At 65.1% G+C, this 24,958-nt stretch carries 19 protein-coding genes; 8 read left to right on the forward strand and 11 right to left on the reverse strand.

The window, feature by feature from the left end; translation table 11 throughout:
• Positions 1-16 precede the first annotated feature (16 nt).
• Both A3AS_RS0100885 and A3AS_RS0100890 read right to left on the reverse strand, forming a co-directional pair.
• Positions 17-1,459 (reverse strand): UdgX family uracil-DNA binding protein, encoded by a 1,443-nt coding sequence (locus A3AS_RS0100885; RefSeq protein WP_018315714.1) that lies wholly within the window; start codon positions 1,457-1,459, stop codon positions 17-19.
• Positions 1,459-2,694, reverse strand: coding sequence for a putative DNA modification/repair radical SAM protein (locus A3AS_RS0100890; protein WP_026201542.1), 1,236 nt, complete (start codon positions 2,692-2,694; stop codon positions 1,459-1,461). Before A3AS_RS0100890 ends, A3AS_RS0100885 begins: the two co-directional genes overlap by 1 nt.
• Before the next feature lie 162 nt (positions 2,695-2,856).
• On the opposite strand from A3AS_RS0100890, the gene A3AS_RS0100895 reads away from it, so the two are divergent.
• From A3AS_RS0100895 to A3AS_RS0100905, 3 genes are read left to right on the forward strand one after another with little or no spacing between them, the layout of a single operon-like run.
• Positions 2,857-3,645 carry an ImuA family protein gene (locus tag A3AS_RS0100895; protein ID WP_018315716.1) on the forward strand — a complete coding sequence of 263 codons (789 nt, stop codon included), beginning with the start codon at positions 2,857-2,859 and terminating at the stop codon, positions 3,643-3,645.
• Entirely contained in the window at positions 3,542-5,137 is a 1,596-nt protein-coding gene (locus tag A3AS_RS0100900) for a DNA polymerase Y family protein (protein ID WP_018315717.1), read from the forward strand. Before A3AS_RS0100895 ends, A3AS_RS0100900 begins: the two co-directional genes overlap by 104 nt.
• On the forward strand, positions 5,134-8,508 hold the full coding sequence (locus tag A3AS_RS0100905) for an error-prone DNA polymerase (RefSeq protein ID WP_018315718.1): 3,375 nt from the start codon (positions 5,134-5,136) through the stop codon (positions 8,506-8,508). The genes A3AS_RS0100900 and A3AS_RS0100905 overlap by 4 nt, the downstream gene beginning before the upstream one ends.
• Before the next feature lie 325 nt (positions 8,509-8,833).
• Here the strand turns inward: A3AS_RS0100905 and A3AS_RS0100910 are convergent, their stop codons facing one another.
• Together A3AS_RS0100910 and A3AS_RS0100915 are read right to left on the reverse strand one after the other, a co-directional pair.
• The gene (locus tag A3AS_RS0100910) at positions 8,834-9,604 is read right to left on the reverse strand and encodes an SDR family NAD(P)-dependent oxidoreductase (protein ID WP_018315719.1); all 771 of its coding nucleotides are present in this window, start codon (positions 9,602-9,604) and stop codon (positions 8,834-8,836) included.
• Positions 9,605-9,846: 242 nt separating this feature from the next.
• Positions 9,847-10,134 carry a hypothetical protein gene (locus tag A3AS_RS0100915; protein ID WP_018315720.1) on the reverse strand — a complete coding sequence of 96 codons (288 nt, stop codon included), beginning with the start codon at positions 10,132-10,134 and terminating at the stop codon, positions 9,847-9,849.
• A gap of 53 nt (positions 10,135-10,187) precedes the next feature.
• On the opposite strand from A3AS_RS0100915, the gene A3AS_RS0100920 reads away from it, so the two are divergent.
• The 3 genes from A3AS_RS0100920 (at position 10,188) to A3AS_RS0100930 (ending at position 16,133) form a co-directional block, all read left to right on the forward strand.
• Complete coding sequence (locus A3AS_RS0100920) at positions 10,188-11,588, forward strand: CoA transferase (RefSeq protein WP_018315721.1); 1,401 nt, start codon at positions 10,188-10,190, stop codon at positions 11,586-11,588.
• 145 nt (positions 11,589-11,733) lie between these two features.
• The gene (locus A3AS_RS0100925; protein ID WP_018315722.1) at positions 11,734-12,978 is read left to right on the forward strand and encodes an efflux RND transporter periplasmic adaptor subunit; all 1,245 of its coding nucleotides are present in this window, start codon (positions 11,734-11,736) and stop codon (positions 12,976-12,978) included.
• A 38-nt stretch (positions 12,979-13,016) separates the two neighbouring features.
• Positions 13,017-16,133 (forward strand): efflux RND transporter permease subunit, encoded by a 3,117-nt coding sequence (locus A3AS_RS0100930; RefSeq protein WP_018315723.1) that lies wholly within the window; start codon positions 13,017-13,019, stop codon positions 16,131-16,133.
• A gap of 3 nt (positions 16,134-16,136) precedes the next feature.
• Here A3AS_RS0100930 and A3AS_RS0100935 read toward each other — a convergent pair whose 3' ends face one another.
• From A3AS_RS0100935 to A3AS_RS0100955, 5 genes are all read right to left on the reverse strand, one after another.
• A complete protein-coding gene (locus tag A3AS_RS0100935) occupies positions 16,137-17,099 on the reverse strand; it encodes an amidohydrolase family protein (RefSeq protein ID WP_018315724.1) in 963 nt (320 codons plus the stop codon).
• Positions 17,100-17,150: 51 nt separating this feature from the next.
• Positions 17,151-17,708 carry a hypothetical protein gene (locus A3AS_RS0100940; protein WP_018315725.1) on the reverse strand — a complete coding sequence of 186 codons (558 nt, stop codon included), beginning with the start codon at positions 17,706-17,708 and terminating at the stop codon, positions 17,151-17,153.
• Positions 17,709-17,732: 24 nt separating this feature from the next.
• Positions 17,733-19,163 (reverse strand): TolC family outer membrane protein, encoded by a 1,431-nt coding sequence (locus A3AS_RS0100945; protein ID WP_018315726.1) that lies wholly within the window; start codon positions 19,161-19,163, stop codon positions 17,733-17,735.
• A 188-nt stretch (positions 19,164-19,351) separates the two neighbouring features.
• The gene (locus tag A3AS_RS0100950) at positions 19,352-20,131 is read right to left on the reverse strand and encodes an enoyl-CoA hydratase (protein ID WP_018315727.1); all 780 of its coding nucleotides are present in this window, start codon (positions 20,129-20,131) and stop codon (positions 19,352-19,354) included.
• A 134-nt stretch (positions 20,132-20,265) separates the two neighbouring features.
• On the reverse strand, positions 20,266-20,946 hold the full coding sequence (locus tag A3AS_RS0100955; protein WP_018315728.1) for a hypothetical protein: 681 nt from the start codon (positions 20,944-20,946) through the stop codon (positions 20,266-20,268).
• A 291-nt stretch (positions 20,947-21,237) separates the two neighbouring features.
• On the opposite strand from A3AS_RS0100955, the gene A3AS_RS0100960 reads away from it, so the two are divergent.
• Together A3AS_RS0100960 and A3AS_RS0100965 are read left to right on the forward strand one after the other, a co-directional pair.
• Complete coding sequence (locus A3AS_RS0100960) at positions 21,238-21,783, forward strand: sigma-70 family RNA polymerase sigma factor (protein ID WP_018315729.1); 546 nt, start codon at positions 21,238-21,240, stop codon at positions 21,781-21,783.
• A gap of 2 nt (positions 21,784-21,785) precedes the next feature.
• Positions 21,786-22,424, forward strand: coding sequence for an NrsF family protein (locus A3AS_RS0100965; RefSeq protein WP_018315730.1), 639 nt, complete (start codon positions 21,786-21,788; stop codon positions 22,422-22,424).
• 10 nt (positions 22,425-22,434) lie between these two features.
• Here the strand turns inward: A3AS_RS0100965 and A3AS_RS0100970 are convergent, their stop codons facing one another.
• A complete protein-coding gene (locus tag A3AS_RS0100970) occupies positions 22,435-23,538 on the reverse strand; it encodes a DUF2336 domain-containing protein (RefSeq protein ID WP_018315731.1) in 1,104 nt (367 codons plus the stop codon).
• A 63-nt stretch (positions 23,539-23,601) separates the two neighbouring features.
• A complete protein-coding gene (locus A3AS_RS0100975; RefSeq protein ID WP_018315732.1) occupies positions 23,602-24,759 on the reverse strand; it encodes a GGDEF domain-containing protein in 1,158 nt (385 codons plus the stop codon).
• Positions 24,760-24,958: the final 199 nt, after the last annotated feature.

Genomic DNA, 24,958 nt, shown 5'->3' on the forward strand with positions numbered 1-24,958 from the left:
GTTTTCCTGCCAGTATTTAGGCGGCCCGCGCGGCTCTCTTCTGCAAGCCGGCAGCGATCTTCAAATCGTCGACAAAGCGCTGATATTCCTGCACCTTGGCTTCCGGATCGGGCAGCCGCAGCAGATAGGACGGGTGCACCGTCACCAACGCTTTGCGTCCGTCGGGAAGGTCGATGAGCCGGCCGCGGGTCTTGCCGATGGGGGTGATCTTGCCGAACACGCTTTGCGCGGCGGTGGCACCCATCGCCACGATCAGATCAGGCTGAATTGCCAAGACTTCCCGCTCATACCATTGCCGGCAGGCCCGGATCTCCGGCGTATTCGGCTTCTGGTGCAGGCGGATCTTTCCGCGCGGCACGAATTTGAAGTGCTTCACCGCATTGGTGATATAGACCTTCTTGCGATCGACACCGGCCTCCTCCAGCGCACGGTCGAGCATCTGGCCGGCCGGACCGACGAAGGGATGGCCGGCGAGATCTTCCTTGTCGCCGGGCTGCTCGCCGACCAGCATGATGTTGGCGGATCTCGGGCCTTCGCCGAACACGGTCTGGGTCGCGTCCTTGTAGAGATGGCAGGCGCGGCAATGCGCGGCCTCCTCGCGGAGCGCTTCGAGATCGTCGGCAGCTCGCTTGCGTTTCATCGGAGCCTCCGGCCGCTTCTGAGGCTTGTGCGGCTCGGTTGCGGCATTGGCGATCATGGCGCCGGTCATGCGTTCGGCGTCCTCGATCAAGGGCTTAATGATCGAAGCCTCGGGCAGGTTCCTCCAATATTTCTTCGGCATCTCGGCCTGCATCGCCTTCACCTTGAGCCGGGCTGGATTGAAGATGCTGGCGTAATAGCGCCGCCAGGTTTCCTCCAGCCGGTCTTCGCCCGGCGCTTCGCTCTTGCTGACGCCCGGCGTGAACGCGAGCGCGTGGCCGTCCCAATGCGCGCAGAGGCCCGGCGTCAGGATCGACCAGGGCATGTCGGCAAAGCGTTTTGCGAAGAATGGGGCTGCAAGCTCGACGATGTGATGCTCCGGCTCGAACCAGGCAACGTAATGCGCTGCGCGCTCGCGTCCGATCTCGCGGAAGCGGACGAAGGCGTGCATCTTGTGCTCGTCGCGATGGACCGCTCGCGCCATCGCCGTGACCTGCGCGACATCAGGGTCGGTCGCGACCTCGATGAGGTCGTGGTTGTCCTTCAGCCGAAACAGCAGCCGATAGAGGATCGCAAAGCGCTTGATATCGCGGTGCAGGATTGCGGCCTGGGCGAGTTCGACAAATTTTGCGGAGACATTGAAGGTGCCGTCGTTCACCTCGAGGATCGGAGACGGCGCTTGCGGCGCGAACAAATCGGCTTCGCCGCCCCGCACGGTCCAGCTGACATCGGTCGGCTGCACATGATGAAGCACGAGGCTGCGCGCGGCTTTGCGCCAGCCGTCGAAATCGGTTTGGTTGTCGAGAGTGATGTACTGCATCAGAAGCCAAATCCCAATTGTGTTGCTTTCGGCTTGAAGCGCTCGATCAGCCCGGCGGCATCGAGACGATGCGGCGAGGGGCGGTGATCGCTGAGGACGATGAATGGCAGGGCCTTGTGCTTGGGCACGTGCAGCCGCGCGAGATCGGAGAGACGGATCGTGGTGGTGCGCCGCGTCGTAATGATGCGCTCGACCGTTTTGGTGCCGAAGCCCGGCACGCGCAGCAGCTCCTCGCGGCTGGCGCGGTTGACGTCGAGCGGGAAGCGGTCGCGATGGCGCAGCGCCCAGGCGAGTTTTGGATCGATGTCGAGCGGCAGCATCGCGCTGTCGTCGACGATCTCGCCGACATCGAAACCGTAGAACCGCATCAGCCAGTCGGCCTGGTAGAGCCGGTGCTCGCGCAGCAGCGGCGGCTGCACCAGAGGCAAGGCGCGGCTGGCGTCGGGGATCGGGCTGAAGGCGGAGTAGTAGACGCGCCGCAGGCGGTAGGCGCCGTAGAGATTGGCGCTGGTGTGGAGAATGGTGTGGTCGGAGGCAGCATCAGCGCCGACGATCATCTGCGTGCTTTGGCCCGCCGGCGCGAAGCGCTGCGGCTTCGCCCTGGTCTTCGCACTGCGGCCTTCCTCGGCCTCGTCGAGCTTCAGCCGCAGCCGGCCCATTGTACGGCGGATCGCGCGCACGTCCTTCTCCGGCGCGAATTGCTGCAGGCTCGTCTCCTCGGGCATCTCGATGTTGATGGAGAGACGATCGGCATATTTGCCGGCTTCCGCGATCAGCGCATCGTCGGCCTCGGGAATGGTCTTGAGATGGATATAGCCGCGGAAGTGATGCTCCTCGCGCAGCTTTCGCGCGACGCTCACCACCTGCTCCATGGTGTAGTCGGGGCTGCGGATGATGCCGGAGGAGAGAAACAGGCCCTCGATGTAGTTGCGACGGTAGAAGTCGAGCGTGAGCTTGACCAATTCGTCGACGGTGAAGCGGGCGCGCGGCACGTTCGAGGAGGCGCGGTTGACGCAATAGAGGCAATCGTAATTGCAGGCGTTGGTCAGCAGCACCTTGAGCAGCGAGATGCAGCGTCCATCCGGCGCATAGGAATGGCAGATGCCCATGCCGGGCGCGGTCGAACCCATGCCCTTGCCGTCGCTGGAATCCCGCTTCTCGGTGCCGCTGGAGGCGCAGGACGCGTCGTATTTGGCGGCGTCAGCCAGGATTTCCAGCTTGCGTTGTACGTCCATCTTGGAATCCCTTTGATTCAGCTCATGAATCCGCTTGCGCGCCAATTCGATTGACTCTCTACGCGCCGTTAGCTTTATATTAGAACATATCATGAACAAATGAGCCAGCCGCTTGTTCTCTTTTGAGAGCCATCGGCAATCACCTCTGAAGGAGCGGCGAGCATGAGCGGCGCACGGACAAGCGCGCTTGCGACCTTGCGCGGCCAGATCGAGCGTATCGAGACGGCGACGGTCGTGCATCCGCACGATCGCGTCGCACTCGGTCATAGCGAAGCCGACAACGCGCTGAAGGGCGGGCTCGCGCGCGCGGCGATCCACGAGGTGTTTTGTGAGGGACGGCAGGGGACGGCCGCGACCGGCTTCGTCATGGGGCTTGCCGGGCGCGTCTCGGCGCAGCGGCCGTTGCTGTGGGTACGGCAGGATTTCTTGGAGATAGAGGCAGGCGCGCTGTCGATGAGCGGGCTCGCCGAGCTCGGCCTCGATCCGCGCCGCGTGGTGATGGTGCGCGCCGCCGATGTCGAGAGCGCGCTGCGTACCTCGGCCGATGCGCTCGCTTGCGATGCGCTCGGCGCCGTCGTGCTCGAGCTCTGGGGCGAGACCAGGCAGTTCGATCTCGTGGCGAGCCGCAAGCTGACGCTGGCCGCGCAAAGCTCCGGCGTCACCGGCCTGATGCTGCGGATGGCGGCGCAGCCGCTGCCTTCGACCGCGGAGACACGGTGGATGCTGCGCGCGGCGCATTCGCCGCCGGGATCGGTGTGGGACGCATGGGGCGCGCCGCGTTTCGATGCCGAACTCTTGCGTAATCGTCATGGCCCCTGCGGCCGGTGGATCATGGAATGGAATTGTGATGAGTGCCAGTTCAGTGAACCGTCGACGTATTCTCAGCCTGTGGCTGCCGCGCCTGCCCATCGACCGGATCCAGCGTTTCTTCAACAGCGCCGGGCTGGGTAAAACCAATAATGAGCCGAGCATCGTCGTCATCAAGGACAACAATGCGCTGGTGATCCATGCGCTGGACGAGGCTGCCGAGCGCCTCGGCCTGTACATCGGTCAGCCGCTGGCCAATGCGCGGGCGATGTGCCCGGACCTGAAAGTGTTCGATGCCGATGTCGCGGCCGATGCGAAGACGCTTAGCGACATCGCCGACTGGTGCGACCGCTTCACGCCGCTGGTCGCGCTCGACCCGCCGCATGGGCTGTTCCTCGACATCACCGGCTGTGCGCATCTGTTCGGCGGCGAGGCTGCGTTGCTGCAAGCGCTGGTTCGGGCGCTCGGCCGACAAGGCTTTGCCGTCAGCGCGGCAATCGCCGGCACCTCGGTCTGCGCGCGCACGCTGACGCGGCAGGCCACGGGCACCATCGTTGCCGATGGCGAAGAGGCGAGGGCGATCAGCCGGTTTCCGGTGTCCGCGCTCGGTGCGGACGAAGCCATCACCACCGGTCTGCGCCGCGCCGGCCTCAAGACCATCGGCGACGTCGCCGCGCGCTCGCCGAGCGAGATCACGGCGCGGTTCGGGGCGCGGTTCTCAACCTTGCTCGCACATGCGCTAGGGCAGGGCGATGCGCCAATCAACCCGCGTAAGCCGTTGCCCGATTACATCGTTGAGAAGCGTTTCGCCGAGCCGATCGCGACCGACACCATGATCGCAATGACGCTGTCGCGGCTCGCCGATACGCTGATCGCGTCGATGGAGAAGCAGGGCAAGGGCGCGCGCCGGCTGGAAGCCGCGTTCTTCCGCACCGACGGCGTGGTGCGCGCGATCATGGTCGAGACCGGACGTCCGGTGACGCGAAGCGCGGTGATCGACCGGCTGTTTCGCGAGCGCCTCGACGCGCTCGCCGATCCGCTGGATCCCGGTTTCGGCTTCGACATGGTTCGCCTGTCGGCGAGCCGGACCGAGATCGTGGTGCAGGAGCAGCGCGATCTCGACGCCCATGTCCACGACAATGACGAGCTTGCCGCGCTGATCGACCGCATCGCCGCGCGCATCGGCGGAAAGCGCGTCGTCGTGCACCTGCCTGAGGATACCCATATCCCCGAATGCGCTGTGATGGCCGCGCCGGCGCAGCATCATCTCGCCGCCGCCATGCAGGCCGAATGGCCGGCACGGACCGAAAGCGAGCCGCCGCTGCGTCCCTTAAGGCTGTTCGACAAGCCGGAGCCGATCAAGGTGCCGTTCGCGGCCGTGCCGGATGGTCCGCCGCATCAGTTCACCTGGCGCCGCGCGCTGCATGCCGTGGTGCGGGTGGAAGGACCCGAGCGTATCGCGATGGAATGGTGGCGGCAGGACGGCAAGCAGCTGACGCGGGATTACTTTCGCATCGAGGACGCCGAGGGCCTGCGCTTCTGGATTTTTCGCGACGGACTTTACGAGGGGGAGGTGTTCGACGGCGACGGCGAGCCTGCTTCTCCAGGCTGGTATGTGCACGGTCTTTTCGCATGAATAGCCCCGCCTATGCCGAGATCGGCATCACCACGAACTTCTCCTTCCTGCGCGGCGGCTCGGATCCGCGTGCCTATGTGCATCAGGCGAGCAAGCTCGGCATTCCCGCGATCGGAATCGCCGACCACAACACGCTCGCCGGCGTGGTGCGGGCCTGGAATGAGCTCGACAATGACAAGGTGTTGCACAAGCCGAAACTGCTGATCGGTGCGCGCATCGTCTTCATCGACGGCACGCCCGACATTTTTGTCTACCCGCGCGACCGCGCCGCCTATGGCCGGCTGTGCCAGCTCCTGACCAAAGGCAAGCGCGGCGACGACATCACGCGGATCGAGAAGGGCGAGTGCCGTCTCACCTTCGCCGATCTCCTGGAATTTTCGGAAGGCCAGCTCCTGGTCCTGACGTTGCCGCATCGCTTCGAGCCGGCGCAGGCGCTGGATGTGCTTGCAAAGCTAAAGGCGAGCCGCGCCGAAGGCGTGTGGCTGGCCGCGAGCTTGATCTATCGCGGCGACGACCGGCGCCGCCTGGCACGGCTCGATGACCTCGCCGCCGAAGCAAAAGTGCCGCTGCTCGCGACCAACGAGGTGCTTTATCACGATCCCGGTCGCCGTCCGCTTCAGGACGTGCTGACCTGCATCCGGGAAAAGACCACGATCGAGGCAGTCGGACGGAAGCTGGAAGCCAATGCCGAGCGGTTTCTGAAGACGCCCAGGGAGATGGCGCGGCTGTTCCGCGATATCCCCGAGGCGATCGCGGAGACCATGCGTTTTGCGGGGAAGATCGACTTCTCGCTCGACCAGCTCAAATACCAGTATCCGGACGAGCCGGTGCCGCCGGGCAAGACCGCGCAAGGGCATCTGGAGGATTTGACCTGGGCGGGCGTCGATAAATATTTTGGAGGTAAGATCGACGACAAGCTACGCGCGACGTTGAACAAAGAGCTCGCGCTGATCGCCGAGCTGAAATACGCACATTATTTCCTCACCGTGCACGACATCGTGCACTACGCGCGCAGCCAGAACATTCTGTGCCAGGGGCGGGGATCGGCGGCGAATTCGGCGGTGTGCTACGTGCTCGGCATTACCTCGGTCGATCCGACCAAGGTCGATCTGCTGTTCGAGCGCTTCATCTCCAAGGAGCGGCTGGAGCCGCCCGACATCGACGTCGATTTCGAGCATTCCCGGCGCGAGGAGGTGATGCAATATGTCTATCGCCGCTACGGCCGCCATCGTGCCGCGATCATCGCAACGGTCATCCACTATCGCCCGCGCAGCGCCATCCGCGACGTCGGCAAGGCGCTGGGCCTGACCGAGGACGTCACTGCCGCGCTCGCCGACACCGTCTGGGGCAGCTGGGGCAAGGGTCTCAACGACATGCAGGTCAGGCAGGCCGGGCTCGATCCACAAAATCCCATGATCAACCTTGCTGTCGAGCTTGCGACCGAGCTGATCGAATTCCCCCGCCATCTCTCCCAGCATGTCGGCGGCTATGTGCTGACCCAGGACCGGCTCGACACCTATGTCCCGATCGGCAACGCGGCGATGGACGACCGCACCTTCATCGAATGGGACAAGGACGACGTCGACGCGCTCAACATGATGAAGGTCGACGTGCTCGCGCTGGGCATGCTGACCTGCATCCGGAAATGTTTTGATCTGATCGCAGACCACAAAGGCGAGCGTTTTGTGCTGGCGAGCGTTCCACAGGACGACCCCAAGGTTTACGACATGCTGTGTGACGGGGAATCGCTCGGCGTGTTCCAGGTCGAGAGCCGCGCCCAGATGAACATGTTGCCGCGCCTGAAGCCGCGGACCTTCTACGATCTCGTCATCGAAGTTGCCATCGTGCGCCCGGGTCCGATCCAGGGCGACATGGTACATCCGTATTTGCGCCGGCGGAACGGGCTTGAGAAAGTGACCTATCCCTCGCCATCGCCCGAGCATGGCCCCGCGGACGAGCTCTACAAGGTGCTGCACAAGACGAAGGGCGTGCCTCTGTTCCAGGAGCAGGCCATGCGTATCGCGATCGAGGCGGCAAAGTTCACGTCCGAGGAAGCCAACGGCCTGCGCCGCTCGATGGCGACCTTCCGCAATGTCGGCACCATTGGCCAATACGAGGAGAAGCTGATCGGCAATATGGTCGCGCGCGGCTACGATGCCAACTTTGCCAGAAGCTGCTTTGACCAGATCAAGGGCTTCGGCTCCTACGGCTTCCCGGAGAGCCACGCCGCGAGCTTCGCCCAGCTCGTCTACATCTCGTCATGGCTGAAATATCATCACCCCGACGCCTTCTGCTGTGGCCTCCTGAACTCGCAGCCGATGGGCTTTTATGCGCCGGCACAGATCGTCAGCGATGCCCGCAAGAACGGCGTCGAGGTGCGCGATATCGACGTGTCCTATAGTTTTGCGCAGAACACGCTGGAGAATACTGACGGCAGGTATTGTGCCGTCCGCCTTGGCTTTCGCCAGATCGACGGCTTCCATTGGCTCGATCCCGATGAGGAGGTCCTCAAGAAGGAGCAGGCGAAGCGGCAAGGCAAAGTCTACGTCACTCAGGAGGACTGGGCCGACCGCATCATCGCCGCCCGTAACCGTCGCCCCTTCACCTCGCTGGAGGATTTCGCCCGCGACACCGGCCTGCCCAAGCGCGCGCTGATCCTGCTGGCCGATGCCGACGCGTTTCACTCGCTCGGGCTCGACCGTCGCGAGGCGCTGTGGCAGGTGCGGCGGCTGCCCGACGACGTGCCGCTGCCGCTGTTCGAGGCGGCGACCGCGCGCGAGCAGCCGGACGAGCACGCGCAACCGCTGCCGGTGATGCCGCGTTCCGAGCAGGTGGTCGCGGACTACCAGACCATCCGGCTATCGCTGAAGGGGCACCCGATGGAATTCTTGCGCGAGATGTTTTCGCGCGAGCGCGTCGTCGCCTGCAAGGATGTCAGCCACGCGAACGAGCGGCGGCGCGTCCGCTGCGCCGGCGTGGTGCTGGTGCGGCAGCGGCCGGGCAGCGCCAGCGGCGTCGTGTTCATGACGCTGGAGGACGAAACCGGCATCGCCAATGTCGTGGTGTGGCCCAAGATCATGGAGCAGTACCGGAAAGAGGTGATGGGCGCGCGCCTCATCCTGGTCGAAGGCTATATCCAGAGCAGTCCCGAGAAGGTGACGCATCTCATCGCCCAGCGCATGATCGATCGCTCGCACGATCTGGTCGGCCTCGCCAACGACGCCCCGAGCCGCAAGCATCCGGTGCCGGCAGGTGCCACCGTGGTCGAGCCGCTTAACGAAGACCCTCGCGCGCTCACGGACATGCCGGCGCAAAAACACCGCCACCCCCGCAACGTCCGCATCCTGCCGCCATCGCGGGATTTTCATTGAGGGGTGGCGCGGAGTGCTGCCACGTACGGCTGCCGTAGGGTGGGCAAAGGCGCCTAAGCGCCGTGCCCACCTCCTTTTGCGGCTCGTCGCGAAGACGTGGGCACGCTTCCGCCTTCGCTCTTCGAGCTACGGCGGACAAGTCGTTTTGCCCAGCCTACGAGTTTCCCGCTCGCAATGACGAATTTGTTGAAGTAGCGTGCCACACGCTCAGCCGTCATACCCCGCGAAAGCGGGTATCCAGTACGCCGCGGCTTCTCGGCTCTAGCCGCGCCGTCTCTGGAATACTGGATCGCCCGATCAAGTCGGGCGATGACAGTGTGCCCTTCTAAAAATTCACCCGGTTCGAGATCGCGCCGTCCACGACGAGATTGGACCCCGTCGTAAACCCCGACACCGGGCTTGCCAGAAACACCGCGGCGCTCGCGATTTCCTGCGGCGTTGCCATCCGGCCGGTCGGATTGCGCTTCATCGCGTCGTTGTAACGCTCGGGCATGTTCTTCTCGACCATCTCCCAGACGCCGCCCTTGAAATAGACGGTGCCGGGCGACACCACATTCACGCGAATCTTCTTCTTCGCAAATTGCCGCGCCAGTCCCTTGGCCATGTGGATCAGCGCCGCCTTGATCGGGCCGTAGGAGCTGGCCGTGTCCGCCTGCGCCGCCGAGATCGAGGAGATGATGACGAAGGCGGCGTCGCCGCTTCTCTCGCCGCTCGTTTCGAGGAACGGCCGCGCGGCATCGAAGGCATGCACGGCGCCGAGCAGGTCGAGCTGGAAATTCTGCTGCCAGGATGCTGCATCGTGGCCCTGCGCCATCGCGCCGGCATTGGAGAACAGCATGTCGATGCCGCCGAGCTCTTTTGCGGCACCTTCGATCCAGGATTTCAGCGCCGCGCCGTCAGTCACGTCGACCGGGCCACCGGTGGCGTTGACGCCCTTCGCCTTCAGCTCGGCAACGGTGGTCGCGACCTGATCGGCATTGCGCGCGCACACCGCGACATTGGTGCCTTCCCCGGCGAGCGTCTCCGCAATCGCCCGCCCGATGCCGCGCGTGCCGCCGAGCACGATGGCGTTCTTGCCTTTGAGACCGAGATCCATTGTTGGGTTTCCTTTTTGTTGGTCGTGGAGAGTGTAGTCGCGTGCGCGGCATCGCCGCAAATCCCATTGTTCGACCGTCACCCTGAGGTGCCGGAGCGTAGCGGAGGCCTCGAAGGGCGACAGCCCGGCTGCCAACTCGGCCGTGCATCCTTCGAGGCTCGACTTGCGATGCGATGCATCGCAAGCCTCGCACCTCAGGAGGACGGGATTAGCATTGGAGGACATGCCACCACCTTACGTCCTCACTCCGGCGCGGCCCCCACCGGCGGGCCGCCGGGCGGGCGGTGCAGGAAGGTCAGCGAGGCGTAGGCGCCGGCCCAGGAGCCGATCGCCGCGAAAGCGACATAGAACGCGTTTTCGGTGTAGCTGATCACGGCGTAGGAGGAGAGCATGTACCAGACCGCGCTCCAGTTCGCAGCTGACATGCGCCTGCGCGCGATTACAGCCGAGGTGAACATCACATAGACCGCGTCTGTGGCCGCCGTTGCGATGAACACGGCACCTGCGGTGAGAGGATCGATGGCGGCCATTGCATGTCCTTATATGCTAATAGGATGTTGAAAGCTAAAGGGAGAGAAGGGTCATGCAAAGCCCCGCCGACATTCTCAGGGATATCTGGACCTCCGCCGGCGGCGATGCGTCCGCGCTCGAACGTGTGCGCTTGACCGGAGAGGAGCCGCAGATTCCATCCTCCTTTCGTGTTGCTGTTGCCGGCCAAACCACGATTGCTGCGGCGGGCCTTGCAGCGGCCGAGATATGGAGACAACGCAGCGGCGAAACCCAAAACGTCTCCGTCGACATGCGCCACGCCGTCGCCGAATGTCGCTCCGAGCGCTATCTGCGCCTCGACGACAAGCCGCCGCCGCCAGCCTGGGACGCGATCGCCGGCGTCTACCGGACCGGCGATGGCCGCTTCGTTCGCTGCCACACCAATTTCCCGCATCACCGCGACGCCGTCTGCAGGGTGCTCGGCTGCGAGCCCGAGCGCGACAAGGTGCAGGCCGCGCTGGTGCACTGGAAGGGCGAGGATTTCGAGACTGCGGCATACGCCGCGGGCGGCGTGGTCGCTCTGATGCGGAGCTACGACGAATGGTCGGCTCTGCCGCAGGCGCGCGCGCTCGCCGGGTTGCCGCTGCTCTCGATCGAGAAGATCGGCGATGCCCCGCCAAAGCCGTGGCCAAAAGGCGATCGTCCGCTTGCGGGCCTGCGCGTGCTCGATCTATCCCGCGTCATCGCGGGGCCCGTCGCCGGCCGCACGCTCGCTGCGCATGGTGCGGACGTGCTGCTGGTGTCAGGGCCGGAGCTGCCCGCCATTCCCTGGCTCACCATCGACACCGGCCGGGGCAAGCTCGCCACGTTCGTCGAGCTCAAGGGCGAGACGGGCAGGGCGCAATTGCGCGAACTGTTGCGGGATGCCGACATCTTCTCGCAGGGCTATCGCCCGCGCGCGCTCGCCGCCCTCGGCTTTGCGCCCGAGGATGCAGCGCAGATCAATCCGGGCATCGTCTATGTGACGCTGTCGGCCTATGGCCACGCCGGCCCCTGGGCCAAGCGGCGCGGCTTCGATTCCCTCGTGCAGACCACGACCGGATTCAATCATGCCGAGGGACGTGCTGCCGGTCTCGATGGTCCCAAGGAATTGCCGGCACAGATGCTCGATCACGCCACCGGCTATCTGATGGCGTTCGGTGCGATGATGGCCAAGGCGCGTCAGGCGCGCGAAGGCGGCAGCTGGCACGTGCGGGTGTCGCTGGCGCAGACCGGGCGCTGGCTTTGGGGTCTCGGCCGGCTCGATGGCGGACTGAACACCCCGGATCTTACGGGCGAAGCCGTACATACTGCGTTCATCGAGAACATGCCATCTGGCTTCGGCATGTTGAAGGCGGTGCGCCATGCGGCGATGCTGTCGAAGACGCCGGCGCAATGGAGCCGCCCGGCAATGCCGCTCGGCAGTCATCCGGCACAGTGGCCGGCGCGAAGCTGACGTGAAGCTGACATGTCGCGAAATTTTAACGCAAACCGAAAGGCGCGCAGCGTTTTTTAGGTTGTTTGGAATTGCAATTCGGCACTATTAGCGCAACCGATAAGGCAGGCATCTGCCGAGATCGTCGCAGACACGACCGGGCTCCATGGTAGTTGAAAATACCAAGCGATTGCAGGTGTTTACAAAACAACGGGTGGTCACATCCGTAGTTTTACTAGCTCTTGCCGGCGTTGGGGCCTACGGCTTTCGCTACGTCGGCGCCAAAGAAAAGAAGCACTCCGAGATCTCCAGCCAGTCGCGCAAGAATGCGCAGAATTTCACGCCGACGCCGTCGGAATGGGCGACGCTGACGATCGAGCCGGTCAAGGCCAAGGCCTTCCGCGCCGAATATGTCACCGAAGGCAAGGTCGCCGTCGACGAGGACCGCTCGACACCGGTGTTCTCGCCCTATGCCGGCCGCGTCACCAAGCTGCTGGCCAAGCCGGGTGAGATGCTGAAGCAGGGCCAACCGCTGTTCACGATCGAGGCCGCCGACACCGTGCAGGCCCAGAACGATTTCATCGCGGCGATGACCTCGCAGAACAAGGCGAAGTCGGCGCTCGAGCTCTCCGACATCCAGTTCAAGCGCGCCAAGGACCTCTATGAGGGCCATGCCATTCCGCTGAAGGATTATCAGCAGGCCGAAGCGACCCAGGTTCAGGCGCGCAACGACATGCGCTCGTCGGAGACTGCGCTGGAAGCCGCGCGCAACAAGCTGCGCATCCTCGGCTTCACCGACGAGACCATCAAGGCGTTCCAGGACAAAGGCGTGATCAATCGGGAAGTCACGATCTATTCGCCGATCGCCGGCACGGTCGTGCAGCGCAAGATCGGCCCGGGCCAGTATGTCAATTCCGGCGCCAGCGATCCGGTCTTCGTGGTCGGCGATCTCTCCACGGTCTGGCTCACCGCCTTCGTGCGCGAGAGCGATGCGGCCGCGATCTGCATCGGGCAGGACATCACGGTCAACGTGATGGCGCTGCCGGGCCGCCCCTTGACCGCCAAGATCAATTACGTCGCTGCCGCGATCGACCCCAACACCCGTCGCCTGCAGGTTCGCGCCACCATCGACAACAAGGACGGGCTGCTCAAGCCCGAGATGTTCGCCAACGTCACGATCTATTCGGCCGGCGATCGCGCAGCGCCCGCGGTGCCGAAGCAGGCGTTGATCTATGAAGCCGACAAGGTTCGCATCTGGGTCGCGCGCGAGGACAAGTCGGTCGAGCTGCGCCAGATCAAGATCGGCCTCATCAACGGCAACCTCGTCGAGGTCACCAGCAATCTGAAACCCGGCGAGCAGATCGTCACCAAAGGCAGCCTGTTCATCGACCGCGCGGCGTCCGGCAGCTGATCGACGACCCAAAAAATTGCAGACAAACTGAAGCTTGAATGGATCGTCTCGTCGCCCTTGCCGTCAACCGGCGCTTCCTGATGGTCGGGATGTTCGTCGCCGTGCTGATCGGCGGCGTCATCGCCTTCAACCAGCTCAACATCGAGGCCTATCCCGATCCGACCCCGCCGATGGTCGACATCGTGACGCAGAGCCCGGGGCTGTCGGCGGAGGAGATCGAGCGCTACATCACGATCCCGATCGAGACCCAGGTCGCAGGCCTGAAGAACATCACGACCATCCGCACCATCTCGCTCTATGGTCTCTCCGACGTCAAAATCCAATTCTCCTTCGCCTATACTTACGAAGAGGCGTTGCAGCAGGTGCTGAACCGCCTGGCGCAGCTGGCGCCGCTGCCGGGCAACGTGCAGCCGCAGATCTCGCCGCTTAGCCCGATCGGCGAGATCTTCCGCTACCGTCTCGTGGGTCCGCCGAACTACAGCGTGCTCGATCTCAAGACCATCCAGGACTGGATCCTGCAGCGCCGCTTCCGCGCCGTGCCGGGCGTCATCGACGTCACGGGATGGGGCGGCAAGAGCAAGACCTATGAGCTCCAGGTCGACTTCAATAAGCTGGTCGCCAACGGTCTGACGCTGCCGCAATTACTCCAGGCGGTCGGCAATTCCAACGTCAATGTCGGCGGCAACACCGTCAATATCGGCCAGCAATCGGCCGTGGTGCGCGGCGTCGGCCTGATCCGCTCGATCGACGATCTCGCCAATACCATGGTGGCGCAGACCGGCGGCAATCCGGTGCTGGTCAAGGACGTCGCCACCGTCACCGTTGGCCAGAAGCCGCGCCTCGGCATTGCCGGACTCGACGAGTCCGACGACATCGTGCAGGGCATCGTCCTGATGCGCCGCGGCGAGCAGAGCTCGCCGACCATCAAGCGGGTCCACCAGCTCGTTCAGCAGATCAACAATTCCAGCATCCTGCCGCCCGGCGTGCGCATCGAGCGCATCTACGACCGCGGCGATCTGATCGAGCTCACCACCCACACCGTGCTGCACAATATGGTGGTCGGCATTCTCTTGATCGTGCTGCTGCAGTGGATGTTCCTCGGCGATCTGCGCAGCGCGCTGATCGTCGGCGCCACCATTCCGTTCGCGCTGTTCTTCGCCGTCATCATCCTGGTGCTGCGCGGGGAATCGGCCAATTTGCTCTCGGTCGGCGCGATCGATTTCGGCCTGATCGTCGATGCCACCGTCATCATGGTGGAGGCGATCTTCCGCCGTCTGACCCAGACGACGCCGATGTCCGAGACCGAGCATATGTCCCATGAGACGCTGTTCGGCATGAAGAGCCACGCCATCCTCAGCGCGGCCGCCGACGTCTCGCGCTCGATCTTCTTCGCCGCGGCGATCATCATCGCGGCCTTCCTGCCGCTGTTCACGCTGTCCGGCGTCGAGGGCAACATCTTCGGGCCGATGGCCCGCACCTACGCCTATGCGCTGGCCGGCGGGCTGCTTGCGACCTTCACCGTCACGCCGGCGCTGTCCGCGATCATCCTGCCCGCGCATGTCGAGGAAACCGAGACCAGGGTGATGCGGATCCTGCACCGGTTGTACTCGCCGTTGCTGCGATGGGCGGTCGCCAACCGCAACATCGTGCTCGGCGGTGCGGTCGGCCTCGTGCTGATGACGGTGGCGCTCAGCCGGCTGCTCGGCCTCGAATTCCTGCCGAAGCTGGAAGAGGGCAATCTCTGGATTCGCGCCACGCTGCCGCCGACCATCTCGCTCCAGGAAGGCAACAGCTACGTCAACGAGATGCGCAAGGTGATCCGCGCCCGGCCCGAGGTCGAGTCCGTCGTGTCTCAGCACGGCCGTCCCGACGACGGCACCGACGCCGCCGGCTTCTTCAATGCCGAGTTTTTCGCGCCGCTCAAGCCGATCAGCCAGTGGCCCGGCACCCGCGACAAGGAAGAGCTGACCGCGCAATTGCTCAAGCAGCTCGACGATCGCTTCCCGGGCGTCGAGTTCAACTTCTCGCAATATCTCCAGGACAACGTCTCCGAGGCCGTGTCCGGCGTGAAGGGCGAGAACTCGATCAAGCTGTTCGGCAGCGACCTTCAGGCGCTTACCGACACCGCCAACAAGATCAAGTCGGTGCTGGCCACGGTGCAGGGCGTCACCGACCTTGCGGTGTTCACCTCGCTCGGGCAGCCGACCGTCCAGATCGACATCGACCGCGCCAAGGCCGCGCGCTACGGCCTTGCGCCGGGCGACATCAACGCCACGATCAAGGTCGCGATCGGCGGCGACACGGCGGGCGATCTCTACGAGTCCGGCTCCGATCGCCACTTCCCGATCATCGTCCGCCTCGCGCCGGAATACCGCCGCAGTGCCGAGGCGATCCAGAATTTGCGGATCGGCGCACCCGGGCCGAACGGCACCGTCACGCAGATTCCCCTGAGCGAGGTCGCCACCATCAGCCTCGTCTCGGGCGCGGCCTACATCTATCGCGAGCAGCAGGAACGCTATCTGCCGATCAAGTTCTCGGTGCGCGAGCGCGACCTCGGCAGTGCGATCCGCGAGGCGCAGCAGAAGATTGCCGAGCAGGTGCAGCTGCCGCCGGGCTCGCACATGGATTGGGTCGGCGAGTTCGGCAATCTCCAGGACGCGATCCGGCGGTTGTCGATCGTGGTGCCGATCTCGCTGGCGCTGATCGGCGTGCTGCTCTGGTTCAATTTCGGCTCGATGACCGACACGCTGCTCGCGATGAGCGTGATCCCGATGGCGATCTTCGGCGGCGTGCTGGGCCTGTTGATTACCGGCACTGCGTTCAGCGTCTCCGCAGCGATCGGGTTCATCGCGCTGTTCGGCATCGCCGTGATGGACGGCATCATCATTCTGTCGCAGTTCAACCAGCTCATCGAAGAGGGCATGGACCGCGCAAGCGCGGTGGTGCGCACCGGTGAGTTGCAGCTCCGGCCGGTGCTGATGACCTGCGTCGTCGCCGGCGTCGGGCTGCTGCCGGCAGCGCTGTCCGAGGGCATCGGCTCGCAGGTGCAGAAGCCGCTCGCGGTCGTCGTCGTCACCGGCATGATGCTGGCGCCGGTCGTGATCCTCGTGACCTTGCCGGTCCTGATCTCGTACTTCTCGCGCCGCGCGCGCTGACCGTCAAAATCCGTAGAGTCGTGCCGGGTTGTCGACCAGGATCTTCTTGCGCACGTCGGCATCCGGTGCCCACACCGGAAGCTGGTTGAGCAGGCGGCCGTCGTCGATCTGATAGAGCGGCGCGATGTCGGTGGCTTTGCGTCCCTCGACACGGCTCGAATCCGGATGCGGCCAGTCGGTGCCCCAGACGACGCGATCCGGGTTGGCCGCGATCAGCGCCTGCGCGAACGGCACCATGTCCTGATAATCCGGCGCGAGCTTGGATGAGCGATAGGCGCCGGAGATCTTCACATAGGCCTTGCCGGACTTCACCAGCGCAGCGAGATCGGAGAAACCCGGCTGCTCCAGGCCGAGCGAAGCTTCCAGCCCGCCGAAATGGTCGAACACGACAGCTACCGGCGCCGTCTCGACGAGGTCCTTGATCGCCGAGATCATAGGAAGCGTGGTGTAGAGCTGCACGTGCCAGCCACGCGCCTTCATGCGCTCGACGGCGGTGGTGAAGCGTGACCTGCCGACATTGGGGTCGTTGACGCCGCCGGTTGCGAGATTGAGGCGCATGCCGCGGAAACCGTCCGCCTGCATCGCATCGAGCTGTGCCTCGGTGGTCTTGTCGTCGATCACGGCGACGCCGCGCGCATTGGCGCCGCGTGCCTTCATGCCGAACAAGGTCGACGAATTGTCGGTGCCGTAGACGCTGGGGGTGACGATCACCACGCGCTCGATATGCAGCGCCTTGTGCAGTGCAGCCATTTCTTCGGGGCTTGCCGGCTCGGGCGTGTAGACGCGCCCGGCGAAGAACGGAAACTTCTCGACGTCGCCATGAATGTGAGTGTGGCAGTCGCAGGCATGCGCGGGGACGTCGAAATTGACCGGCGTCGCAGGCTGCGCCGCGCGGGCGTGGGCTCTGTTGGTCATGGCTACTCCGGCGGCGAGGGAGGCAAGCAGGACGCTGCGTCGATTGAGCACGGTTTCTCTCCCTGGTTGTTTTATTTGGCAGTGTGCCGGGACGGTACCACATCAGCCGAATCGAAGCTGCGCTTCGTTGCATAGCTGCTCGACGATGTCCGCAAGCAGACGTAAGCCGTCCACGCGCACGACCGGGCAGGGCAGGCCCGCGAGCCATGCTTCATGCTTGGCGAGACTGCGACCTTCGCGGTCACCGGCCTCGTAATGCGAAGCCCATTCGACGAAGGCTTCGGTCTGCTCATGACGCCAGCCGCCCGGTGCGACGGCATCAGCACCGAAATGGGCGGCCTCGCGGGCGCGCAATCGCTTCATCCGGATATCGCGCGGCGCGGTCACGAAGACGACGAGATCGAAGTACGAAACGAGCTCCTCACCCCAGCCGGTGACGGATCCGCTCAGCACCCAATCGAGACGCGGCAGAAACATCTCGCGCATCAGGCGCAGGCGGTCGGCGACGGAGCGCGTCGTCTGGTAGGGCGGCGCGGTCGGCAGCCAGAAATAGTCGTCGCTATCGTGATGCGGCAGCGCAAGCCGGCCGGCGAGCGCCCGGCCGAGCGTCGTCACGCCGGAGCCCGAAGCGCCCGTCAGATGGATGCGGCGGCTTTTCATGGGCACCGGCCCGATGGATTGAAACTACTGCCCCGACGGCGTGCGCAGCCCGTGCCAGGCGTCGCGGACCTGGTGGTAGTGAACCTCGGGCAGATAATCCGGCGTGTTCAGGCTGAGCGTCTTGACGTCGAGATGGCCGATAGCGCTGAGCAGCGTGTAGGAGGCGATGACGCGGTCGCGGTTGGCGCCGATCAGGCGGGCCTTGGCCTGGATCAGATCGGCCTGCGAGTTCAAGACGTCGACCGTGGTGCGTTGTCCGCCGGCGGCCTCGCGCTGCACGCCCTGGAGCGCGACGGTCGCAGCCTTCACTTCGGATTCCGAGGCAGACACGGTGATCTTGGCGCCTTCATTGGCGACCCATGCGCTCACCGCCGCCGTGCGTGCCTGGTTGCGGACCTGGTCGAGCACGAGCCGGCTCTGCGCCGTGATCTCCTTGGCCTGCCGGGTCTGCGCCGCGGCCTGGCCGCCGTCGTAGATCGGCGCGGTGACATTGGCGACGATCGAGGCCTGGTCCTCGGCGAAGGTGCCGAGCGTCGGGTCGTTGTTGCGGCTCTTGCTGGCGCTGCCCTGGATGGTGGCGCTCGGCAGCAATGCGCCTTCGGCGATGCGGATGTTGGTGGAGGCGACATCGACGTCGAAGCTGGCGGCCATCACCGCCGGGTGCTGGCGGATTGCCATCGTCATCGCGTCTTCGCGGCTCTTCGGCAGATAGCGATCGACGGCCTCGGCGGGGCGAAGCTGCGATGGTGCATTGCCGATCACTTGCGCATAGGTCGCCTGGCTGACGGCAAGCGCGACCTCGGCGGCGTTGAGATCGGCAAGGCCGCGGTTGAGGCGCGCTTCGGCCTGCGCGCTGTCGGTCGGCGTGACATCGCCGGCGTTGAGACGGCGCTGGGTGACCGAGAGCGTCTCGCGCAGGAAGGCGACGTTGGAACGCTGCGCTTCGACCAGCGACTGGTTGGCGAGCACATTGGTGTAGGCGGTGACCGCATCGAGCAGCACGCCCTGGCCGACATTGCGCAGCGCCTCGCGGCCCGACTGCACCTGGAGCTCGGCGGCCCGCACGTTGTTGGCGGTGCGGAAGCCGTTGAACAGGGTCTGCGTCACGGTGACGCCGATGATCCATGGCTTCAAATTGCCGGTCTGGATCGTGTTGTCGGGCAGCAGATTGCGCACCGATTGCAGGCCGGCGCTGAGGCTCGCCACGATCTGCGGCCGGTAACCGGCGAGGGCCTGCGGCACGTTCTCGTCCGTGGCGCGTTGTCGCGCACGTTCGGCATTGAGCTGTGGATTGGTCTGGTAGGCCTTGGCGAGCGCCTCCGGCAGGGCTTCGGCCCAGGCGGCGGAGGGCAGGGCGCAGCACAGCGCCAGCGTGGTCCATGTCGCAAGTACAGGACCCACGCCCGATCGATGCCGCGTCAACTCGCGACCAGCTCTGGCGGTACGCCCAATCATGTATTCCCGCTTAACCTCGGCTGTCCGCCCCCGCCGACGGTGGCCTCTTAACTGTTTAACCAGCCGAGGTCCCGCAGGCAAACTGCCGCGGGGGAAACCCCCATGAAATCCGTGCTTGTTGCAGCTTCGTCACAGCGTCTCACGGGAACGCGGCCGAGCCTTACACCAGCCTGACCCGTTCCCTGACGTTACCGGTTCTTGTTCACCGGCTTGCGCTTCTCGATGAACGCCGCCATGCCCTCGGAGCGGTCCTCCAGCGCGAAGGTCGAGTGGAACAGGTTGCGCTCGACGCTCATGCCCTCGGCGAGCGTGGTCTCGAAGGCGCGGTTCACCGCTTCCTTGGCCATCGCCGCCGCAGGGCGCGACATCGCGGCGATCTTCTCGGCCGCTGCCATCACTTCGTCCATCAGCTTGTCAGCGGGCACGATGCGGCTGACGAGCCCGCTTCGCTCGGCTTCCGCCGCATCCATCATGCGGCCGGTGAGGCAGAGGTCCATCGCCTTGGACTTGCCGATCGCGCGTGTCAGGCGCTGGGTCCCGCCGATGCCGGGAATGGTGCCGAGCGTGATCTCGGGCTGGCCGAACTTTGCGGTGTCGGCGGCGATGATGAAATCGCACATCATGGCGAGCTCGCAGCCGCCGCCGAGCGCATAACCGGCAACCGCGGCAATCGTCGGCTTGCGGCACCGCGCGATCCGGTCGCCGCCGATCGCGGCGAAATCCTCGGAGAACATGTCGATGAAGCCTTTCGGCTGCATCTCCTTGATGTCGGCGCCGGCGGCAAAGGCCTTCTCGCTGCCGGTCACGACGATGCAGCCGATGGCGTCATCGGCCTCGAGATCGTCGACGGCAGCTGCGATCTCGCGGAAGACGCCGAAGGAAAGCGCGTTGAGCAGCTTCGGCCGATTCAGCTTGATGATGCCGACCGCGCCTTTGCCTTCGACGATGATGTGTTCGAACGTGCTCATGCTCCACCCACGCTTTTGATTGGGCAGGCAATGTGCCCGCTGGCGCGGTGAGCTTCAAGGGGCTAACGGCCGCCGGAACACGCAGCGAGATGCGCGTTCCGGGGAGGTTTCTCAGGCCAGGATCGGGCCCGCAATCACGCCATGAACATGCGCGCGGCGGACGCCAGCGTCAGCAGCGTGCCGACGCCGATGAAGATCTTGCCGATCAGGGAGCTCTGGTCCCAGGCAGAGCTTTGCTGGGCGCTTGCCATCACCGGTGCCGGCCGGGGCTGGGCCTCGGTTGCAGCAATCACCGCCTTCTGCGCCGGCGGGTTGTCCTGTTGCGCAGCGCGGTCGATGTCGTTGAGCTGATCGGGCGCGACGACCTGGCTCTCGGCGTTCGCGGCACTGGTATTATCGGCCGCTGCCTGGACATTGGTGTTGGCGCGGTCCGTCATCGCCGAGGCCGCTGCCGCAGTCGGGGTGTCGGTGGTGGCGACCTGCGCATTGGCGTTGGCGACCGCCGGCGGCATCTGGCTCGAGGCCGGGACGCTACTATCGGCCGTGTTGTCGGCCGCCTTGTTGTCAGACTTGGCCTCGTCGGCCTGGGCCGGAGCGGCGGTCTTGTCGTCGGATTTCTGTGCTGTCTTGCCGCTGGTGGTGGTGCGGCGTGACTCATGGCGCCGGTGCTTGCTCGGCTTGGCCGCGTCGGCCTGCTTGCCCGCGCTGTCCGAATTGCTTGTGGTTGAGCTTGGGGCCGCCTGTGCAAGGCCTCCGAACAGCAACAATAGGCCGGCCAGAACGATCAGGGCCGCGCGCCCGCTGGCTTTCATCATGGTGATGATCTCCCCAATTCCGCCCGTCCCGGAAACGAACAGAGACCCCGGGGCGTGACGACAGCGGGGCAGAAAATGGGAATCTTCGGGCTACACCGGGCAAAACCGGGGCAGACCGGACCCCATGAAGCCAGCCGCCGGGTGCGGGACGGGCCGATCGGTGTTATGAGCCGTCGCAGACGTTCACGGCCGGATCGGTCGCGAGGTCCGGGGCATATCACGAATTCGTGATCTCGTCGGACCCGCGTAACAAATTGAACGGACGGCCGAATTGCATGGTGAGGGGCGCGCGTGCGCGGACGTGAGGACGAATGGACCGGCCTGATGCGGTCGGCCATGGCTGGCGACGATGCGGCCTATCATCGCCTGTTGAGGGCGGTCACGCCGGTGCTGCGTGCTGCCGCGAGGCGAGGCCTGGCACGGGCAGGCCAGCCTCCCGACCAGGCCGAGGATATCGTGCAGGAGATTCTGTTGGCGGTGCATTTGAAGCGGCACACTTGGGACAGCGAAGCCCCCTTCGCGCCCTGGCTGTTTGCCATCGGCCGCAACAAGCTGATCGACGCGCTGCGCCGGCGCGGCAGGCGCGTCTTCGTCAATATCGACGATTTCACCGAAACCCTGCCGGGCGAGGCGCCCGAGGAAACGGCCTCCGCGGGCGAGGTCGCGGCCCAGCTCAACACCCTGCCGCAGCGCCAGCGCGACGTGCTGCAGTCGATCGCGGTCGAGAGCGCCTCGATCAAGGATACGGCGGCGAAGTTTTCGATGAGCGAGGGCGCGGTGCGGGTCGCGCTGCATCGCGGACTTGCGGCGCTGACGACCAAACTGCGGGACCAGTAGTCATGGACACCGATCAACTCATCCGTTCGCTCGCAGCCGACAACGCCCATCGGGCGCCGCGCGTCGGCACCGTGCTGACCACGGCGCTCCTGGTGGCCGCGCCCTTGTCGATCCTGATCTTCGCGACGTTCCTCGGCGTGCGTCACGACGTGATGAGCGCGATGCACAACCCGTTCTTCGACATGAAATTCGCGGTGACGCTGTCGCTCGCGATTCCCGCCATCATCGTCAGCCTGCATCTGTCGCGTCCGGAAGCCCTGCTGCGCGGCTGGGGCTGGCTGCTGCTGCTTCCCGTCGGACTGCTCGCGGTCGCGATCGGCAGTGAGGCGATGATGGCGCCGGCCATGCCGATGACGATGCGCTTGATGGGCAAGAACTCAAGGGTGTGCCTGGTCGCAATTCCGGCGATGTCGCTGCCGCTGCTTGCGGGGGCGCTGTTCGGCCTGCGCCATGGCGCGCCGTCGCGGCCGGCGCTTGCCGGAGCGCTCGCCGGCCTGGTGTCGGCCGGCCTTGCCGCGACTCTCTATGCCTCGCACTGCACTGACGATTCGCCGCTGTTCGTCGCGACCTGGTACACGCTCGCGACCGCGCTGGTGACCGCGATCGGCGCGGCGGTCGGGGCGAGGGTTTTGCGTTACTAGCGCGCCGGCCTCACGCCGCCGGCGTCGTGCCCAGCTGCATGCGGTGGAAGCGCAGCACCTGCTGCGCGGTCGAGCTGCGCAGCGCCTCGTAAACGTCGCGCAGCGTCAGCATGTCGGTCTGCGAGCCGCCGGAGAGCTTCTCGCGCATGGCGATGATGGCCCGCACGCTTGGCCAGGACATGCCCGCGACCTTGGCGAGGATCATCACGCCCTCGGTGCGGCTTTCGATCATCATGGTCTCGGCGGTCTCGACCGCGACGCCCGCGAGCGCCGCGAGCCCCGCATTGGTTTCGTCGAACTTGCCCTGCTCGGCGAAACTGGTGATCTGGAATTCGTTGAGACGGCCGTCCTCGTGCAGCGACCTCACCAGCGCGCGCGCCATCTCGGTCTGCTTCGTCATGGCGGCGGCGCGGACCCTCTGGGCCACTTCCTGCACCACGCTCGACACCTCGTCCATGAGTTCCGGATGCGCGGCCTCGAGCTTCCTGCGCACGCTCAAGGACGCCTTCGCGACCAGCTTCAAATAGTGATGGCGCGGCAGGTCCGGCCGCAGCCCGATGCAAGTGGCGAGGTCGTCGTCGCGCTCGGCGCGGATGACGAGATCGGTGAGGCTTCCCTCGGAGAGCCGCGCGCCCGGATTGCTGACGGTCGATTGCACCACGTCCTCGTCGCCGCGCGTCACCAGCACGTCGGTCAGCGCTTCCGACAGCACCCGCCGCAGCGAGATCGCCTTGAGATGCGCCTGACCTCGCGTGCGCGCGATCTCGATCAGGGTCGTCTCGTCCAGCCGTTCCGATTTCGACAGCACGGGGCCGGAGACCTCGATGACCTCGTCGAGCGCGAGCGTGCGGATGATTTTCGGCGGCGCGGCCGCAATCGGTGCGAGGCGGTCGGCGAGCAGCGCCTTGGCCGAGGTCTCGATCTGCTCGATCAGGCACTGGAACACGTCGTCGAACACGCGGATGTGGTCGTCGGAATAATCCACCGCGTTGCCCACGAACAGATCGGTGACGCGGCGCAGCGTCTCGACCCGGCGCGCGACGGTGCCGTGCGAGAGTGCAGCCTGCAGTTCCTCGAGCAAATTCTCGGATGTTTTTGCGGATCTGGATCTCATGGCCCTGTCCTGGAGCGCTCGGTCCGGCGGCGGCTTCTGTCGCAGCGGGAAGAAATGGATTGGTCAGCTCGTTGCAATGCGATTGCGCCCTTGCGCCTTGGCGGAATAGAGCGCGCGATCGGCGCGCGCGAGAAACGTATCGGCAGTATCGACGTCGCGCAGCGTCACGACGCCCGCGGAAATGGTCACGCGCAAATTCAGGGAGAATGCGCTCCAGTCGAGATCGGCGACGATGCCGCGCAAGCGCTCGAGCGTGCGCTGTGCGGCCTCGCCCGTTGTGTCCGGCAGCAGCAGGAGGAATTCCTCGCCGCCGTAGCGGCCGAAGCAGTCGGCCGGCCGGATGTTGGCGAACATGGTGATCGCGAAAGTGCGCAGCACCTCGTCGCCGACGGGATGGCCGTGGGCGTCGTTGATGCGTTTGAACCAGTCGAGATCGATCAGCGCGATCGCGCAGGGCGTCGATGCCCGCCGCGACTTTTCGATCTCGGAGTCGAGAAGCCGCATGATGCAGCGGCGGTTGTAGGAGCCGGTGAGTTCGTCGAGCTCGGCCAGCTCCTCGATGCGCTGATAGGCGGCCTTCAGCTCGATGCTGCGCCGGTACAGGATCTTGCGCAGCGTGGCGCCGAACAGGCCGAGGAAGGCGCACTGGCCGATCACCAGCACGAAACAGAGCATCGAGGCGGTTCGCTCCAGCCGGGTCGCAACCGGCAGCCCGATCGGCAGGTCCGAGCCCAGGAAGACCAAAGCGAGCCCGCAAGTCGCAAGGCCCCAGGTGACCATCGCCTGGTGAGAGGTCATGCGCAGCGTGCCAAATGCGAAGATCAGGAACAGCACGGCGAGGAAAGCGACCCCGGCCGTCGGCACTGCGAGCAGGAACAGCAGCTGCAGCGCCATATGCGCCGAGATCTGGAAGACGGTCAGGTAATGATCCTCGAACCGGTCGCCGAAACCGGCTTCCGACAGCACGGTGAACGTACCGATGATCAGGAGGCCGCCGAGCCAGAACAGCGACGGAACGGCCATGGAGACCGTGCCGCCATAGGCGTAGAGCAGCAGGACCGAGGCGCCGAGCGAATAGCTCGCCACCTGGCCGATATACATCTGGCGGCGCTGCCGGGCTCGGCGCGCCAGCACTTCGGAAGCCGCCGCCTCGGGCGTGAGCACGAGATCCGCGACCTCAGCGGCATTCCTCTCGGGAAAGGACGTCGCGGCCGTGCTCATGGTCCCGCCAATGGTGATGTCAGCGTAAAAATCTACGTGGCAAGCCTTTAGGTTTGGTATCCTTTGAAACCGAATCCGAACCATGCAGCGCGGAACAAGGTGCTAGGCTGGCGGAGAAATTTTGCCGGCGATCAGGCATCCGTTTGCGATGCGATCGAGCCTAAGCCGGGCTTGGCGAGACATATGTCGTGCAGGGCTG

It is taken from the genome of Bradyrhizobium sp. WSM2793 (assembly GCF_000379585.1).
GTDB lineage: Bacteria > Pseudomonadota > Alphaproteobacteria > Rhizobiales > Xanthobacteraceae > Bradyrhizobium.